This window comes from Actinomadura chokoriensis (assembly GCF_039529475.1).
GTDB classification, from domain to species: domain Bacteria; phylum Actinomycetota; class Actinomycetes; order Streptosporangiales; family Streptosporangiaceae; genus Spirillospora; species Spirillospora bangladeshensis.
The window spans coordinates 744502-760200 of sequence record NZ_BAAAMW010000002.1 but is presented as its reverse complement, the minus strand read 5'-3'; the positions used below and the strand labels follow the sequence as shown (position 1 = coordinate 760200).

At 71.6% G+C, this 15699-nt stretch carries 16 protein-coding genes; 9 read left to right on the top strand and 7 right to left on the bottom strand.

The genetic code is table 11. The annotated features are described in order from the left end of the window. Positions 1-191: 191 nt before the first annotated feature. Both ABFX46_RS07680 and ABFX46_RS07675 read right to left on the bottom strand, forming a co-directional pair. Positions 192-1013 carry a class I SAM-dependent methyltransferase gene (locus ABFX46_RS07680; RefSeq protein ID WP_346040629.1) on the bottom strand — a complete coding sequence of 274 codons (822 nt, stop codon included), beginning with the start codon at positions 1011-1013 and terminating at the stop codon, positions 192-194. Positions 1014-1210: 197 nt separating this feature from the next. Beyond that, positions 1211-3145 (bottom strand): acyl-CoA dehydrogenase family protein, encoded by a 1935-nt coding sequence (locus ABFX46_RS07675; protein ID WP_346040628.1) that lies wholly within the window; start codon positions 3143-3145, stop codon positions 1211-1213. A 178-nt stretch (positions 3146-3323) separates the two neighbouring features. Between ABFX46_RS07675 and ABFX46_RS07670 the strand changes: the two genes are divergently transcribed. Continuing rightward, the gene (locus ABFX46_RS07670) at positions 3324-4082 is read left to right on the top strand and encodes an IclR family transcriptional regulator (protein ID WP_346040627.1); all 759 of its coding nucleotides are present in this window, start codon (positions 3324-3326) and stop codon (positions 4080-4082) included. A 3-nt stretch (positions 4083-4085) separates the two neighbouring features. Here the strand turns inward: ABFX46_RS07670 and ABFX46_RS07665 are convergent, their stop codons facing one another. Then, positions 4086-4295, bottom strand: a complete 210-nt coding sequence (locus ABFX46_RS07665) for a DUF4287 domain-containing protein (RefSeq protein WP_346040626.1) — start codon at positions 4293-4295, stop codon at positions 4086-4088. 35 nt (positions 4296-4330) lie between these two features. Between ABFX46_RS07665 and ABFX46_RS07660 the strand changes: the two genes are divergently transcribed. Continuing rightward, on the top strand, positions 4331-4870 hold the full coding sequence (locus ABFX46_RS07660; RefSeq protein ID WP_346040625.1) for a hypothetical protein: 540 nt from the start codon (positions 4331-4333) through the stop codon (positions 4868-4870). A gap of 90 nt (positions 4871-4960) precedes the next feature. Further along, entirely contained in the window at positions 4961-5332 is a 372-nt protein-coding gene (locus ABFX46_RS07655) for a DUF2255 family protein (RefSeq protein WP_346040624.1), read from the top strand. A gap of 96 nt (positions 5333-5428) precedes the next feature. Here ABFX46_RS07655 and ABFX46_RS07650 read toward each other — a convergent pair whose 3' ends face one another. Next, entirely contained in the window at positions 5429-6634 is a 1206-nt protein-coding gene (locus ABFX46_RS07650) for an alpha/beta hydrolase (RefSeq protein WP_346040623.1), read from the bottom strand. A gap of 127 nt (positions 6635-6761) precedes the next feature. Further along, entirely contained in the window at positions 6762-7442 is a 681-nt protein-coding gene (locus tag ABFX46_RS07645) for a Scr1 family TA system antitoxin-like transcriptional regulator (RefSeq protein ID WP_487046961.1), read from the bottom strand. Here ABFX46_RS07645 and ABFX46_RS07640 point away from each other — a divergent pair. Further along, positions 7374-7754, top strand: a complete 381-nt coding sequence (locus ABFX46_RS07640) for a hypothetical protein (protein ID WP_346040621.1) — start codon at positions 7374-7376, stop codon at positions 7752-7754. The genes ABFX46_RS07645 and ABFX46_RS07640 overlap by 69 nt on opposite strands. A 17-nt stretch (positions 7755-7771) precedes the next feature. On the opposite strand, the gene ABFX46_RS07635 is transcribed toward ABFX46_RS07640, so the two are convergent. Next, the gene (locus tag ABFX46_RS07635; protein ID WP_346040620.1) at positions 7772-9676 is read right to left on the bottom strand and encodes a TerD family protein; all 1905 of its coding nucleotides are present in this window, start codon (positions 9674-9676) and stop codon (positions 7772-7774) included. A gap of 127 nt (positions 9677-9803) precedes the next feature. On the opposite strand from ABFX46_RS07635, the gene ABFX46_RS07630 reads away from it, so the two are divergent. Genes ABFX46_RS07630 through ABFX46_RS07610 form a run of 5 tightly spaced genes read left to right on the top strand, consistent with a single transcriptional unit; the run spans position 9804 to position 14622 of the window. Beyond that, complete coding sequence (locus ABFX46_RS07630; protein WP_346040619.1) at positions 9804-10310, top strand: SigE family RNA polymerase sigma factor; 507 nt, start codon at positions 9804-9806, stop codon at positions 10308-10310. After that, positions 10307-11365 (top strand): hypothetical protein, encoded by a 1059-nt coding sequence (locus ABFX46_RS07625; RefSeq protein WP_346040618.1) that lies wholly within the window; start codon positions 10307-10309, stop codon positions 11363-11365. The genes ABFX46_RS07630 and ABFX46_RS07625 overlap by 4 nt, the downstream gene beginning before the upstream one ends. Positions 11366-11409: 44 nt before the next feature. Then, positions 11410-12339, top strand: coding sequence for a deoxyribose-phosphate aldolase (gene deoC / locus ABFX46_RS07620; protein WP_346040617.1), 930 nt, complete (start codon positions 11410-11412; stop codon positions 12337-12339). A 5-nt stretch (positions 12340-12344) separates the two neighbouring features. Beyond that, positions 12345-13775, top strand: coding sequence for an aldehyde dehydrogenase family protein (locus tag ABFX46_RS07615; RefSeq protein WP_346040616.1), 1431 nt, complete (start codon positions 12345-12347; stop codon positions 13773-13775). Then, positions 13768-14622: an aldehyde dehydrogenase family protein gene (locus tag ABFX46_RS07610; protein ID WP_346040615.1), complete on the top strand. Its 855-nt coding sequence runs from the start codon at positions 13768-13770 to the stop codon at positions 14620-14622. The genes ABFX46_RS07615 and ABFX46_RS07610 overlap by 8 nt, the downstream gene beginning before the upstream one ends. A gap of 372 nt (positions 14623-14994) precedes the next feature. Here ABFX46_RS07610 and ABFX46_RS07605 read toward each other — a convergent pair whose 3' ends face one another. Continuing rightward, positions 14995-15672 (bottom strand): hypothetical protein, encoded by a 678-nt coding sequence (locus ABFX46_RS07605; RefSeq protein WP_346040614.1) that lies wholly within the window; start codon positions 15670-15672, stop codon positions 14995-14997. Positions 15673-15699 lie beyond the last annotated feature (27 nt).

The following is a 15699-nucleotide window of genomic DNA, read 5'->3' as shown; positions in this document are numbered from 1 at the left end:
TCCGGGGAGCGTCCCGCGGAAGCAGGCGGTGCTTCTCCATCCGGAGAGGCGGTCCGCGACCCGTCCGGCCACTGCCCAGTGTCGTGGGCGCGGGGCCGCGAAGGCGCGCGGGACATACCGTTGCGGGCGAGAGAAAAAATCGACGGTGACGGGCCGTGTTCCGTGACCCGTCACCGTCGTCCGAGCACTGGTCAGCGCGGGACGCGCGCGACGCAGATGACGGTCTGCCCGAACGGGGGCCGGACCACGCGCTCGATGGTGCGGGTCAGCGGCACGACCGTCCGGTCGTAGATCTTGACGAGCTTCGGGTCGGGGTAGCCGGCGCCGCCGCGGCGGACCGCGAACCACCAGGCGATGCCGCCGAGGAAGTTGATCGGCTTCAGCACCTCGGGGACGAGCCCCGCCTCCCGGACCGACGCCTCCAGCGTCGCCGGCGTGTACCGGGTGACGTGCCCGACCTTGCGGTCGAAGTCGCCGTAGAGCTGCATGTAGCCCGGCACCCAGATGACGATGCGGCCGCCGGGCTCGGTGACGGCGGCGAGGTCGCGCAGCGCCTGGACGTCGTCCTTGATGTGCTCCAGGACGTTCATCATCACGACCGTGTCGACCTTCTGCCGGATGTCGATGTCGGCCGGCAGGGCCAGGTCGATGACCTCGACGTCGTCGTTGCCGTCGTAGCGCTTGCGCAGCTCGCCGACGCAGTACGGGTCGTTGTCGCTGACGACGAGGTAGTCGAGGCGTCCGGCGAACTGCTCGGAGAAGTGCCCGAGGCCGGAGCCGACCTCCAGCATGGACCGGCCCACGTGCGGGGCGATCGTGTCGTACTCGTACTTGCGGTAGTTGCGGGCCTCGTCCCCGCCCAGGTGGTTCTCCAGCGCGCCCTCCCCGGCGGCCGGCTGGACGATCTCCCCGTCGGGCGCGGGCCCGGGGGCCGGCGCGGTCTTCTTCGGACCGCTGCCGAGGAGCTTGAGGAGGGCGCCTGCGATGGACTTCTTCTGACCTGGTGACTGCATACTTCCCGCTCGCTGGGTGCGTTTGCGTTCGGCTTCTCGTTCGCCGGATCGAAGAGCCGGCCCGCTCGGGGCGCGTCCGATCTCAGGCACGAAGGTCGGGTCAGTCTATCCATGCGTGTACGCCGCACGGCCCCCAGTGACCGCGCAGTGACCGCGCAGGGGCCGTGCAGCGCCCGTCCCCGCCGCGTGTCGGCTGGTCAGCCGATCGTGCGGTGCACCGACTCCTTCTCGCTCGCGCCCGGCTCGGACGGCGCGATCCACGGCCCCGGGATGGACGGGTCGAGGACGCCCTCCTCCACCCAGGAGAAGTCGCCGGCGAGGACGGCCCGCGCCAGCTTCACGTCCATCGCGTCGGTGTTGCGCCACAGCCCGTCGAACAGCTCCTCGACGCGGACGCGCGCCTGCTTGCAGAACGCGTCGGCGAGCAGCAGCGCCGACTTTCCGGGCGCGCCGCCCGCGACGCCGCCGGCGGCCGAGGCGTCGGCGTGGGCGCGGACGCAGACCGCGCTCATCGCGTACAGCTCGGCGCCGATGTCGACCATCCGGCCGAGGAAGCCCTGCTTGCGCTCCAGGCCGCCCTGCCAGCGCCCGGCCGCGTAGAAGATCGAGCGGGCCAGCTTGCGGGACGCCCGCTCGACGTACCGCAGGTGCTTGGCGAGCGGCCCGAACTCGGTGTAGGAGCCCGGCCGCTGCCCGGCGCCGGTGACGAGCGTCGGCAGCCAGCGCGCGTAGAACCCGCCCGCCTTCGCCGCGGCCCGCGCCTTCTGCCCGGTGGACGCGTCCGGGTCGATGATGTCGCCGGCCACCGACAGGTGCGCGTCCACGGCCTCGCGGGCGATCAGCAGGTGCATGATCTCGGTGGAGCCCTCGAAGATCCGGTTGATGCGCAGGTCGCGCACCAGCTGCTCCACCGGCACGCCGCGCTCGCCGCGCGCCGCGAGCGACTCGGCGGTCTCGTAGCCGCGGCCGCCGCGCACCTGCATCAGCTCGTCGCCGACCCGGCAGGCCATCTCCGACGCCCACAGCTTCGCGAGGGCCGCCTCGATGCGGATGTCGTTGCGCTCGTCATCCGCGAGCTGGCTGGACAGGTCGAGCATCGCCTCCATCGCGTACGCGGTCGCCGCGATGAACGCGATCTTGCGGGACACCGCCTCGTGCTCGCCGACCGGCCGGCCCCACTGCACCCGCTCCCGCGACCACTCGCGGGCGATCTTGGCGGCCCACTTGCCGCTCGCCGCGCACATCGCGGGCAGCGACAGCCGCCCGGTGTTCAGCGTGGTGAGGGCGATCTTCAGGCCGGCGCCCTCCGCGCCGATCAGGTTCGCCTTCGGCACCCGGACGTCGTGGAACCGCGTCACGCCGTTCTCGATGCCGCGCAGCCCCATGAACGCGTTGCGGTTCTCGACCGTGATGCCGGGCGTGTTCATGTCGACGACGAACGCCGAGATGCCGCCGCGGTGCCCGCCCGCCTTCGGGACGCGCGCCATCACCACGACGAGGTCGGCGATGACGCCGTTCGTCGTCCACAGCTTGACGCCGTTCAGGACGTAGTCGTCGCCGTCCGGGACGGCACTGGCGCGCAGCCGCGCCGGGTCGGAGCCGACGTCGGGCTCGGTCAGCAGGAACGCGCTGACCTGCCGGGCGCAGCGCGGCAGCCACTCGTCCTTCTGCTCCGGCGTGCCGAACTGCTTCACCGGCTGCGGGACGCCGATGGACTGGTGCGCCGACAGCAGCGCGCCGAGCGCCGGCGACACCGACCCGACGACCATCAGCGCCCGGCCGTAGTACAGCTGGCTGAGCCCGAGACCGCCGTACTTCTCCGGGATCTTCATGCCGAGCGCGCCGAGGTCGCGCAGCCCGGCGATGACCTCGTCCGGGATGCGCGCCTCGCGCTCGATCAGCGCCCCGTCGACGCGGGTGGCGCAGAACTCGGTCAGCCGGGCGAGGAACTCCTCGCCCTTGCGCCGGTTCTCGCCCTCCGGCCGCGGATGCGGGTGGATCAGGTCGAGCCGGAAGTCGCCGAGGAAGAGCTGCTTGCCGAAGCTCGGCAGCCGCCACTCGGTCTCGCGTGCCTCTTCGGCGACCTTCCTGGCCGTCCGCTCGTCGACGTGCGTCTGGGTCTGCTGGCTCATGCTGATCGCATTTCCCGAGGTCGGGCCGGGAAACCATGGCCGCAGGGAAACCCCGTCCGGGCGGGGGAGCGTGGCCGGATCGGGAAACCGGCGCTCGGCGGGCGTCCGGGAGTGGTCCAATGGACGCAGAGCCGACCGAGGCCCGGCCGGCCCGGGCCGGAGGGGTTCGCCGCGCGTCATGGGTGAGGCACGCAGACCGACGCTCATCGCCTCGGTGCAGCGCGCCCTGCGGCTCATGGAGGCGGTGGCGTCGCATCCGAGCGGCGCGCCCGCCAAGCAGCTCGCCCGCGAGGCCGGCCTGCCGCTCGCCACCGCCTACCACCTGCTGCGCACCCTGGCCCACGAGGGCTACGCGACCCGGCTGCCGGACGGCGCGTGGCTGCTCGGCGAGCGCGTCGAGGCCCTGCACGGGCGGAGCCGGACGCAGCAGCTCCTGGCCCGGCTCCGTCCCACCCTCGTCGAACTGCGGGACGAACTCGGCGTCGCCTCCTATTTCGGCATGCACGTGGACGACGAGATCCGCCTCATCGACATCGCCGACGGCCCGCGCACGCCCCGCGTCGACGTCTGGGTCGGCTTCGAGGACGCCGCGCACGCGACCGCGTTGGGCAAGTGCGTGCTGAGCCAGTTCGACGAGGAGACCCGCCGCGACTACCTGTCCCGGCATCCCCTCGTCGACCTGACCCCGCACACCATCACCGAACCGGGACGCCTGCTGCGCTCGCTCGCGACGTCCGCGGCCCTGCGGTTCGACCGCGAGGAGTACGCCCTCGGCACCGGCTGCGCCGCCGTCCCGGTCACGGACGCGACCGGGTCCGCCGTCGGGGCCCTGGCCATCTCCTGCCGCCCGGCCAGACTCCCGCGGATCGAGCGGTCGGCCCACCGGCTCCATGCCACCGCCGACCGCATCCAGCGTGCGCTGACGCTCCCCGGCTGACCCCTACCTCCGTGCGGCGAGAGTGTGGGAGACCAGTGCGTTGGCGTGTCCGTGCCCGAGGCCGTGCCCGGTCTTCAGCCGGCCGACGCGGTCCATGTGCTTGGCCAGGGGAGAGGCGTTGATGAGGTCGATCCACTCCTGGACCGGACGCCCGTACTTCTTCTCGATCGTGGGGAAAAAGCCGGCGGGGCTGCCCTTGGCCGGTGTGCTCATGCGCTGATGCTCCGTTCCACTGATGCGGAGGTCGTGTGGATCTTCTCGGCGCTGGTGCCGGCGTCGAGCGCCAGATCCTGGTGGTCGCCTGGGAAGGGCAGCGGCTCGACGCCGAGCCGCTCGGCCAGCACCCGGGCCGATGGCTGGGGACGCCGTCGCCCGAAGCGCTCCGATGCCGACGGCGCGAGATCATCACGGCCGAGTCGGTGGCCATGGCCTTCCGCACCACCTACCGGCCGGAGGCCGCCCGGGGCACCACGGTCGGTTACGAGGTCCGCATGGGTGACTTCACCCTCCGCCTGCAGATCACCGATGGGACGCTGACGGTCGGCGTCGGGCCGCATCCCGCGCCGGACCTGGTCATCGAGCGGCTGACCGACCAGGGCGTCCACGCCCTCATGACCGGTGCCAAGGGCCCGAGGAGGTGCTGGCCGACGGGAGTGTCCGCGTGGAAGGCGACCCCGCGTTCCTCTCCGATTTTGTCGAAACTTTCCGCTTCTGACCGGGACGGGGCGAAGCCGAAGGCACCGGCGCGTCCGCTGGACGGTGCGCCGGTGGCGGTGGACGGCTCCTAGGAGAGGCGGCGGCGCGTCCAGTGGAGGCCGATGCCGCAGAGGCCCAGAGGGCGTCACGCATGAGGTCGTCCAGCGGGGCATGACACCGGCATGACGACATGGAGCAAGGACGACCTGGACCGCCTCGGCGGCGCCGACGAGATACAGATCGCGCCTGAAGAGAGCGACGGCACGCTGCGGAACCCGACCACGATCTGGATCGTCCGCAGCGGCGAGGAGATGTACGTGCGCTCGGTCAACGGCCCGGGCGGCCACTGGTACCGGACTGCCGAGGGCACCCACCGGGGCCAGATCCGGGCCGACGGCGCGACCAGGGACGTGGCGTTCGTCGACGAGGCCGACCCGTCCGTGAACGAACAGGTCGACGCCGCTTACATGGCCAAGTACGGGAGCACTCCCTACGCCGAGCCGATGACCCGCCCCGGCCCCAGGGACACCACGCTCAGACTCGTCCCGCGCTGACCGCCCGTCCGCCGCTGACGACCCGGTGACCGCGTCCCGCAGCGCCGACCGCCGGCCCGTCCAGGCGACGGACCGACTGGTCGGTGGCGATATCGGCTATGCGGATGGCGGTTGGAGACAACGTCCCGGCTGCTCGGCGGGCGCGTCGGCGGCGGGGCGGGACCTGACCCAGGCGGTGAACGACTCGACGGCGTCCACGACCTGGTCGAAGCGGAGCGAGTGGAACAGGTCGAACGCGTGCTGTCCGCCGGGCAGTTCGGCGTATACGACCGGGGCTTCCGAGGCGCCGCGCAGGGCATCGGCGAAGTGGCGCGCCTCCCGCACGGGGACGAGCGTGTCGGCGTCGCCGTGCACGACGAGGAAAGGCGGCGCATCGGCTCGCACGTGAGCGACCGGCGAAGTACCGTCCGCTTCATCGTGCCCGTAGTAGTCGCCGAAGTACCCGTACAGGCACACGGCGGCGGTGATGGACGTATCAGCCGACTCGAAGCCCGGCTGGTAGGCGGGGTCGTTCTGGGTGAGCGCGCACAGCGAGGTCAGATGGGCCCCGGCGGAACTGCCCGCCATCACGAGCATGCCGGTGTCGGCGCCGTATTCGTGCCCGTGCTCACGCGTCCAGGCGAGGACCCTCTTGGCGTCGGTCAGGTGGTCGAGAAACCCGGCATCGGGCCGCAGCCGGTAGTTCGCGCTGACGCACACCCACCCCTGGCTAGCCAGCCGATAGAGCAGCGGCCGGGCCTCGCGGTTCTTGCGCCCGCTGAAGTAGCCGCCGCCATGGAAGTAGACGAGCACCGGCCCGCCCTTGGGCGCGGAACGGTGGCGGTAGACGTCCAGCCGGTGGCGACGGTCATCGCCGTACCGAAGGTCGGCGATCCGCTCGACGTCCCGACGCCGGACGTGCACCCCGAGCAGGACACGACCGTACGGAAGCCGCCGACGCAACCCGCTCGCCAGCCCAGAATCCAACTCCGCGCGCCACCCGTCCCCGAGCCCGTCGCGCAGGGCATCGTCCAGAACAGGCCCGGCCGCCAACTGCCGCCGCACGATGACCGCCAGCCCAGCAGCGGTCAGGACGGCGAGCCCGAGCACAGCCAACGCACCCGGCGACCCGAGATCCCGCTGCCCCACAGCGAGCAGCGTCGAGGCGAGCACCAGAAAGAACACCAGGAACGGCAGCTCGTTGGGCACCGTACTGATCCGGAACCCGATGTCGACCAGCCTCCGGGGCCTGCGCGGCGGCGCAAGCGCCACCGCCGTGACACCAGCGGCGAGCACCGTACTGATCAGATAGCCGTAAGGCACGCGTCCTCCTCACTCAACGGACCTCAAGAATGGATCCGCCAGCAAGGACCCGGCATCGCCCAGAAGACTGCCGCCCCTACAACCGAAGTGCCCCCACCCCCTACTTTCGTCGGATACCGGGGCTCGGCTAGTCCTGCTTGATGCGAGTGAGGAGCTGGGTGAAGGCGGCGGTGGTGAGGGTCAAGTGCCCGGCGTCGGGTGCCTTGCTGTCTCTGATGCCGCACCCGTCGGCGAGCGCCGCGACCTCGACGCACTCGCTGCCGGACGCGTTGCTCCGGCTGGACTTGCGCCACTCGATCACTGCATGGCCTCCATGATCTGTGCGATGTGAGCACGTGAGGTGGACGCGGACGACGCCCTCGGAGCCGATGAGGTCGAAGCGCCGCTCGAAGTCGTCCAGCCCAGTCGGGTCGTGGGTCAGTCTGCCACCGGCATTGGCTTCCATGTAGGCCGCTGAACCCCTCGCCCCGTCGAGGATCGTGAATCGGCCGTCGAGGCCGATGTGCGCGCCGACGCTGCGGCGCACGACGCGCAGGATGACGTTGCGCCGGTGGCTGAGTGCGATGAGGTGCGCGAGCTGTTCTTTCATGACCTCCGGTCCGCCGACAGGCTGATCGAGTGCCGACTCATTGATCAGCGCCCGCAGTTCGGGTGGCCTGTCCCAGCTCGGTACCTGCTGCCGGGCCATGCGGGCGTCGACGGTGGCCTCCACGTCCTCGATGATCTGACGGAGGGCGCGGTGCGCGGGTTGGTGCGGGCGGCCGGCCGGTGGCGGCTGGTGCTGGAGGCGCGGACGCTGGTCGGCCATGAGGCGGCGGTGCGGCGGTTGGAGGTCCTGCGAGTCGCGCTGCTGCCGCTGGGGTGGCGGTGCGTCGGGCTGTATGACCGGCGCGAGTTCCGGTTTCCGGTGCCGTTGTTGTGGGTGTACGCCAGCGGGCACGTCCATGACATCGGCGCCGTTGTCACGGTGCGGGCGTTGCCGGGCGAGGCGTGGGGTTACTTCGAGGCCGGCAACGGGCGGGACGGGTTCGTCCGTCCCTGCGGCGATGCCAAGGCGGCTGCCGAATCGCTGGACCTCGTCCTCAAACACCGCCTGTTCGCGCACCGGGAGTGGGGCTGACGTCCTGGGGGCGCGGGTCAGGTCACGTTGACGCCGTGGTCGCGGGCTAGGCCGCCTAGGCCGTCTGACCAGCCTTGGCCGAGGGCGCGTAGCTTCCAGACGGGTTGTCCGTTGATGGTGTGGCGGTAGAACTCGGCCATCAGCATGGCGCGAATGGCTGGGTCTTGCGGTGGGCGGAACGTCCAGGTCGTGCCGGTGATGCAGCGTAGGTCCAGTGCCGCGTGGGTGAGGGCGGCGCAGGTCAGGCCCGTGTCGACGTCCATGTTGATTGAGATTGCCACGCGGTGGACGTCCGGTGGCAGCGCGGACAGGTGCAGGCCGGCGCGCTCGGTCATGCCTTGGCCCTCGGGCTGCTTTCCCAGCAGGCGTGCTGCGCCACCGGCCGCGGCGGGCTGGTGGTAGAAGACGAAGTCCTCGTCGGCTCGTACCTTGCCGGACGCGTTGAGCAGGAGGAGCGTCAGGTCGGCGTCCGCCCCGGCGAACGCGAACGTGATCAGCAGCCCTTGCAGCGCCTCCTCGGGCAACACGAGCGTCTGCCCTTGCGCGAGTTCAATGGGTGGGGCGACCTGCATGTTCGGCCCTTGTGCCATGCCCGGTTGAGGTGCGCCTGGGTACGGTGCCGCGGGTTGCTGCGGCGGCGGGAAGGCGGGCGCGGGTTGGGACCAGGGTGGCGGTGGAGCTTGGAGCGGGGGCGCGGATGCGATCGTCTGCTTCCACTCGGCGAACGGGCGGACGGCGTACTGGTCGGCCAGGGGCGGTGCGGTGGGTTCCGATGGTGCTTCCGGGACGTCCTCGATCTGGGCGAGGAGGGCCTCCAAGCCCGGGATCTTGGCGGTGTCCAGGGGCTTGATGGCGGTTGAGAGGTTGCCGGACGCCGTCGTGCGCACGGAGCAGTCGACGTCGTCGGCAATGTCCAGGAAGCGCAGTGCGTCTTCTGGGCGGCGCCACGGGACGGAGGCGACGGCCTCGCGCGTCCAGTGGCCGTAGGCGACGATTCCCAGGCGCTGCGTGTCGGGCATACGGGTCAGGACGGCGAGGTCGATCGCAGTGATGCCGGGCGCGGTCGCGAACGCCTCGTTGAGGGTGGCGATGATGTTGGAGCCCATGGACGTGAGCCACCACAGCAGGCGATCGCGCTTCGTCATCGTCTTCAAGGTGGGACGGCCGGAAGAGGTCACGCCCGGTGCCTGGGTCGGGAGCGCGTCCAGATCGGGTTGGCGCATCACGATCGACAGGACCGTCCCGGCGAGACCGACCGCGCTGCCGGCGGCCGGATTGTCGGAGAAGGCCGTGTTGACCGCTTCGCAGACGGTGTCCTCGTCGTTGCCGTTGAGGGCCCGCCACCACTCGTCGGCGGCCGCGCGCAACTGCCGGTGGATCTCGTTGAGGCGGGCCTGCTCGGCGGCCAGGTAGGCGGGCGCGTCCTGCTCGGCGGCGTGGCGGGCGGCGGCGCGGTCGGCGCGGGCGAAGCGGCCGATGCCCGCGAGGTGGAACGCCTGGGCCTCCGCCATGGCCCAGGGGAGTGCCAGTTGCGGCGGAGGCGGCACGAAAGGCGGTTGGGCCTGCGGAAACGTCTGGAGGTGGACGCTGGTCGTCTGGCGGCGAAGTTCCTCAAGGTGCGCGATCGCCGCGTCCCGCTGCGCCTCCTGCTCGGCGCGTTCGGCCTGGCGGCGGGCCCGTTCGAGTTGGGCGGGGGTCGGGCCGACGTTGCGGGGACGGGAGGGGCGTTTCGCCGTGGAACGGCGCCGCGAGCCGCCCACGGAGGTCGAGGCGAAGAACGGGCCCATGCCGCTGGAGACGGTCGTCCTGCGCCCGCCGCCGACATGGACGCGTGCGGCGCGGGGACCGACGGACGTCCGCACGCCCCGGCTCGACACCCGCACGCTCATCCCCGGCACGCCCACGCGGAACCCGAACCCCATCGCCCACCTCCGTCGTCGCTGGTGGGACGCCCGACGGCCCGGCCCGGTGTACTCGGTGGCCGATGCGTGCAACCTTTTGCCCGGTTCGCCGCATCAGGGATGTGTGGGCCAGGTGAGGGGTGTGCGGATGGCGGGGCGGGACGAGGAGTTCACCGCTTATGTGACGGCGCGGATGGGGTGGTTACGGCGGGTCGCCTACCTGCTGTGCCAGGACTGGCATCGGGCGGACGACCTGGTGCAGTCCGCGATCACGCGGTTGTACGTGCACTGGCGACGGGCGGCGGCGGCCGACAACGTCGACGGGTATGCGCGGACGGTGCTGGTCCGGGTGTTCCTGGCCGAGCAGCGGGGCGGGTGGTGGCAGCGGGTCCGGGTCGTCGAGCGGACGCCCGACGCGGTCGCCGAGCCCATGGACCACGCGGGCGGCGTGGACCTGCGGACGGCGCTCGCGGCCTTGCCGCCGCGGCAGCGGGCCGCCGTGGTGCTGAGGTTCTACTGCGACCTGTCGGTGGAGCAGAGCGCCGATGTGCTGGGGTGCTCCGCCGGGACGGTCAAGAGCCAGACCGCGCGTGGCCTCGACGCGCTGCGGCGTGTGCTGGAGCCCGAGTTCGCGGAGGGGGAGAAGCCGGTATGAACGACCTCAAGGACGGGTTGGAGCGTCTCGCCGCGAGCCCGGGCCCGGCGCCGGCCGTGGACATCGCGGCGGCCGTGGCCAAGGGGCGCCGCGTCAGGCGCAGGCGGAGGGCAGTGGTCGCCCTAATGGCCGCCGGGGCCGTGGCGGTGGTGGCGGGGGGCGTGGTCCTGCAGCCGTCCCAGGACGAGCGTCCCGACAAGGTCGTGGAGCCGTCGAAGTACCCGAACCTGCTGACGGAGAAGGCGGTGTTCGGGTGGCTGCCCGCCGGATTCGTCCGGACGCGGGTCACGCAGGACGGCGGGAGCCGTCCCGCCTACACGGTGAACGCCGGGCGGGGGCCGGGGAACCTGTCGATCGAGCTGACCCTGCTCCCTCCCGGAGTGAAGCCGGGCCTACCGCTGCTGCCAGGGGCCCGGAAGGGGCACCTGACGAAGGCGGCGCCGGTGAACGGGCGCCCCGCCTACTGGTCGATCAAGCCGGGCGGGCCGGGATCGGACCAGGTGGGGGCGGAGTTCCGGTGGGAGTACCGGCCGAGGACGTGGGCGCTGCTGGCGGTCGACGACCGCGGTATCGCGAACGCGGCGACCGTCCGGCGCATCGCGGCGGGGGTGCGGTTCGGCGGCGGCGTGCCGCTGGCGTTCCCGGTGCGGGTCACCGGGGTCCCGGGCGGTCTGGAGGTCGGACGGGTGTGGGCCGGCGCCGGGCCGGAGGCCATGTTCGCGCTCGGTGGCCCCGGGAAGGACGACGAGCTGATGATCTCGGTGAGCCCGGCCGGCGAGCTGGTCAGGAACCGTTCGAAACCGAACACGACGATCGACGGGCATCCCGCGTTCGACACCGGACTCCCGCATTCCGGGCCCGCGATCGGCCGGGTGCCGCCGTCGAAGGCGCGGATTCTGCGCGTCTTCGGGGTGCGCGGGTTCGACATCGGCATCGATGCGAGGGGCGAGCCGCTGCGGCGGCTTGAGGCCGGTGGCGGGCTGACCGGGCTGTTCAGGCGGGTCACGCCGCTCGGCGCCGACCCGAAGAATTGGACGACGACACCGCTTCGTTAGGTGTCTGTTTTGTACCGGGGACGTAGTTCGGCGATGCTGTGGGAGTGTCAACGGAGACTCTGAACGGTGCCGCCGAGCTGCGCGCCTTCCTGCACGGCCTGCCGGGCGTCGACCGGGTGGGGGCCGAGGAGCGGGCCGCGCGGCTGGCCACCCGGTCGATCAAGACGACCGCGAAGGCCGAGGCGATCGACCTCGCGATCTCGATGGTGGACCTGACCACCCTGGAAGGCGCGGACACGCCGGGGAAGGTGCGGGCCCTGTGCGCCAAGGCCGCGCAGCCCGATCCGGCCGACGCGTCGGTGCCCAAGGTCGCGGCGGTGTGCGTCTACTCGGACATGGTCGAGGTCGCCGTCAAGGCCCTCGCCGGGACGGGCATCGGAGTCGCGAGCGTCGCGACGGCGTTCCCGGCCGGACGCGCCCCGATGGAGGCCAAGCTCGCCGACACGAGGGCGGCGGTCGCGGCGGGCGCCGCCGAGATCGACATGGTGATCGACCGGGGCGCGTTCCTGTCCGGCGACTACGCCAAGGTGTTCGACGAGATCACCGCGGTCAAGGACGCCTGCGGGGACGCCCACCTCAAGGTGATCCTGGAGACCGGCGAGCTGGCGACCTACGACAACGTCCGGCGGGCCTCCTGGCTGGCGATGCGGGCCGGGGCCGACTTCATCAAGACCTCCACCGGCAAGGTGTCGCCGGCGGCGACGCTGCCGGTCACGCTGGTGATGCTGGAGGCCGTCCGCGACTACCGCGCGGCCACCGGGCGGCAGGTCGGCGTGAAGCCGGCCGGCGGCATCCGGACGACCAAGGACGCGATCAAGTACCTGGTGCTGGTCAACGAGACCGCCGGCCCCGACTGGCTGACGCCGCGGTGGTTCCGGCTCGGCGCGTCCAGCGTGCTGAACGATCTGCTGATGCAGCGCCGCAAGCTGGCCACCGGCGTCTACTCCGGTCCCGACTACTTCACGCTGGACTGAGGATCATGGTTTTCGAGTACGCGCCGGCGCCCGAGTCGCGGGCGGTCGTCGACATTCGCGCCTCCTACGGGCTGTTCGTGAACGGCGAGTTCACCGACGGGCACGGCGAGCCGTTCAAGTCGGTCAACCCGGCGGACGAGAGCGTCCTCGCCGACATCGCCTGCGCCGACGAGGGCGATGTCGACCGGGCCGTGAAGGCCGCCCGCACCGCGTTCGACAAGGTGTGGGGGCCGATGCCCGGCCGCGAGCGCGCCAAGTACCTGTACCGCATCGCCCGGATCATCCAGGAGCGGGCGCGGGAACTGGCGGTGCTGGAGTCGATCGACAACGGCAAGCCGATCCGCGAGTCGCGGGACGTCGACGTGCCGCTGGTCGCCGCCTGGTTCTTCTACTACGCGGGATGGGCCGACAAGCTGCCCCACGCCGGGTTCGGGCCCGACCCGAAGCCGGTCGGCGTGGTCGGCCAGGTGATCCCGTGGAACTTCCCGCTGCTGATGCTCGCCTGGAAGATCGCCCCGGCGCTGGCCTGCGGCAACACGGTCGTCCTCAAGCCCGCCGAGACGACGCCGCTGACCGCGCTGCTGTTCGCCGACATCTGCCGGCAGGCCGAGCTGCCGCCCGGCGTCGTCAACATCATCACCGGTGCCGGTGAGACCGGCCGGGCGCTCGTCGCGCACGAGGGGATCGACAAGGTCGCCTTCACCGGCTCCACCGAGGTGGGACGGCAGATCGCCCGCACCCTCGCCGGGACGGACACGAAGCTCACCCTCGAACTCGGCGGCAAGGCCGCCAACATCGTCTACGCGGACGCCGCGCTCGACCAGGCCGTCGAGGGCATCGTCAACGGGATCTTCTTCAACCAGGGCCACGTGTGCTGCGCGGGCTCGCGGCTCCTCGTCCAGGAGTCGGTCGCGGACGAGGTGCTGGAGCGGCTGAAGGCCCGGATGGCGACGCTGCGGGTCGGCGACCCGCTCGACAAGAACACCGACGTCGGCGCGATCAACTCCGCCGCGCAGCTCGCCAAGATCGAGGAGCTGTCGGAGATCGGGGAGAGCGAGGGCGCCGAGCGCTGGTCGGCGCCGTGCGACCTGCCGTCCCAGGGCTTCTGGTTCGCGCCGACGATCTTCACCGGGGTGGCGCAGTCGCACCGGATCGCGCGCGAGGAGATCTTCGGGCCCGTCCTGTCGGTGCTGACGTTCCGCACCCCGGACGAGGCCGTCACCAAGGCCAACAACACTCCCTACGGGCTGTCCGCCGGCATCTGGACGGAGAAGGGCTCGCAGATCCTCTGGACGGCGCAGAAGCTGCGCGCCGGGGTCGTGTGGGCCAACACGTTCAACAAGTTCGATCCGGCCTCCCCGTTCGGCGGCTACAAGGAATCGGGGTTCGGCCGCGAGGGCGGACGCCACGGACTGGAGGCCTACCTCAATGCCTGACCGTCTCACGGTCCGCAAGACCTACAAACTGTTCATCGGCGGCGCCTTCCCGCGCTCGGAGTCCGGCAGGTCGTACGTGGTCACCGATGCCAAGGGCCGCTTCCTGGCCAACGCCTCGCAGGCGTCCCGCAAGGACGCCCGCGACGCCGTCGTGGCCGCGCGCAAGGCGTTCCCCGGCTGGTCCGGCCGCACCGCCTACAACCGCGGCCAGATCCTGTACCGGGTCGCAGAGATGCTGGAGGGCCGCCGCGACCAGTTCGTGGACGAGCTGCGGCAGACCGGCGCATCCAAGAGCGCGGCGGGCGCCGAGGTGGACGCCGCCGTCGACCGGTGGGTCTGGTACGCGGGGTGGGCCGACAAGCTGAGCGCCGTCGCGGGCGCCGCCAACCCGGTGTCCGGGCCGTTCTTCAACTTCTCCACGCCCGAGCCGACCGGTGTCGTCGCGGTCGTCGCGCCCGACTCGCCGCTGCTGGGGCTGGTGTCGGTCGTGGCGCCCGCGATCGTGTCCGGCAACACGGCCGTGGTGGTCGCGTCCGAGCCGGCGCCGCTGGCGTCGATCACGCTCGCCGAGGTGCTGGCGACGTCCGACCTGCCGGGCGGGGTGGTGAACGTCCTCACCGGGCTCCGCGCGGAGATCGCGCCGTGGCTGGCCGCCCACATGGACGTCAACGCCGTCGACCTCGCCGGCGTCCCGGACGACCAGGTCCGCGGCCTGGAGGAGAAGGCCGCGGAGAACCTGAAGCGCGTCCTCCGCCCGCAGGACGCCGACTGGAACGCCGAGCCCGGAACCGCCCGAATGACGGCTTTCCTGGAGACGAAGACCGTCTGGCACCCCGTGGGCGTCTAAGCCAATATGACGTAACGTGTGTAGAGGGTCACGAAGTGTGGAATAGATCTCCCCGTAACTGATCATCACTGGGGGGAGATCAGTGCCTACCAAGACCGCATCGCGTACGACGACGAGCCGAGGTACGGCCGGTCGTACGAAGAGCACATCAGCGTCCAAGTCCACCACGGGCAAGTCCACCACGGGCAAGGCGACGGCGAGCAGGTCGGCCGCGGGCAGGAAGCCCGCGGCCAAGCGCACGTCGGCGGCGAGCTCGTCCTCACGATCGACCACGAGCAGGTCGACCGGGACGAAGAGCAGCACGGCGAAGAAGTCGACGGCGTCGAGCAAGACGTCGTCGGCCGCCGCGTCCCGGGTCACCAAGGCCGCGAGTCAGGCCAAGACCGCCGCGACCCAGATGAAGTCGGTGGCGACCAAGGCGTCCTCGTCGGCCAAGGCCATGACCGCGATGACGAAGGCGATGACCAGCGCCACCAAGGCGATGTCCGACGCCGCGAAGGCGATGGACGCCGCGGCCAAGGTCATCACCACGACCGCCAAGTCGTCGGCGGCGAAGAGCGGCACCGCGAAGAAGAGCACGCCCGCGAGCAAGAGCTCCTCGTCGAAGGCGAGCACCTCGAAGAGCACGTCGAAGTCGAGTTCGTCCAAGTCGGGCACCTCGAAGGCGGGCACGTCGAAGGCGGGCACGTCGTCCCGCAAGTCGACCTCCGCGGCGTCGAGCCGCTCGAAGCCGACGGCGACGGCGCGGACCACCCGGTCGTCGGGCACGGCCTCGAAGTCGAAGCCGTCCAGCGCGGCCAAGAAGTCGACCGCGCCCAAGTCGCGGACCACGGCCGCCCGCAAGACGACGCCGTCCCGCACGACCGCGAGCGCCAGATCGGGGACGTCCACCCGGTCCACCGCGACCCGGCGGGCACCCGCCCGGCGGACCGCGGAGCCGGCGAGGACGGCCGCGGCGGCACCGCCGCCCGCGCCCCCGATGGTCGAGCCGAAGACGAGGCCGTTCCAGCACTCCACCGGCACCGAGGGCGGGTTCCTGAGCGGGCTCACATCGGGCCCCGGCCGCGAGCGCTGAAG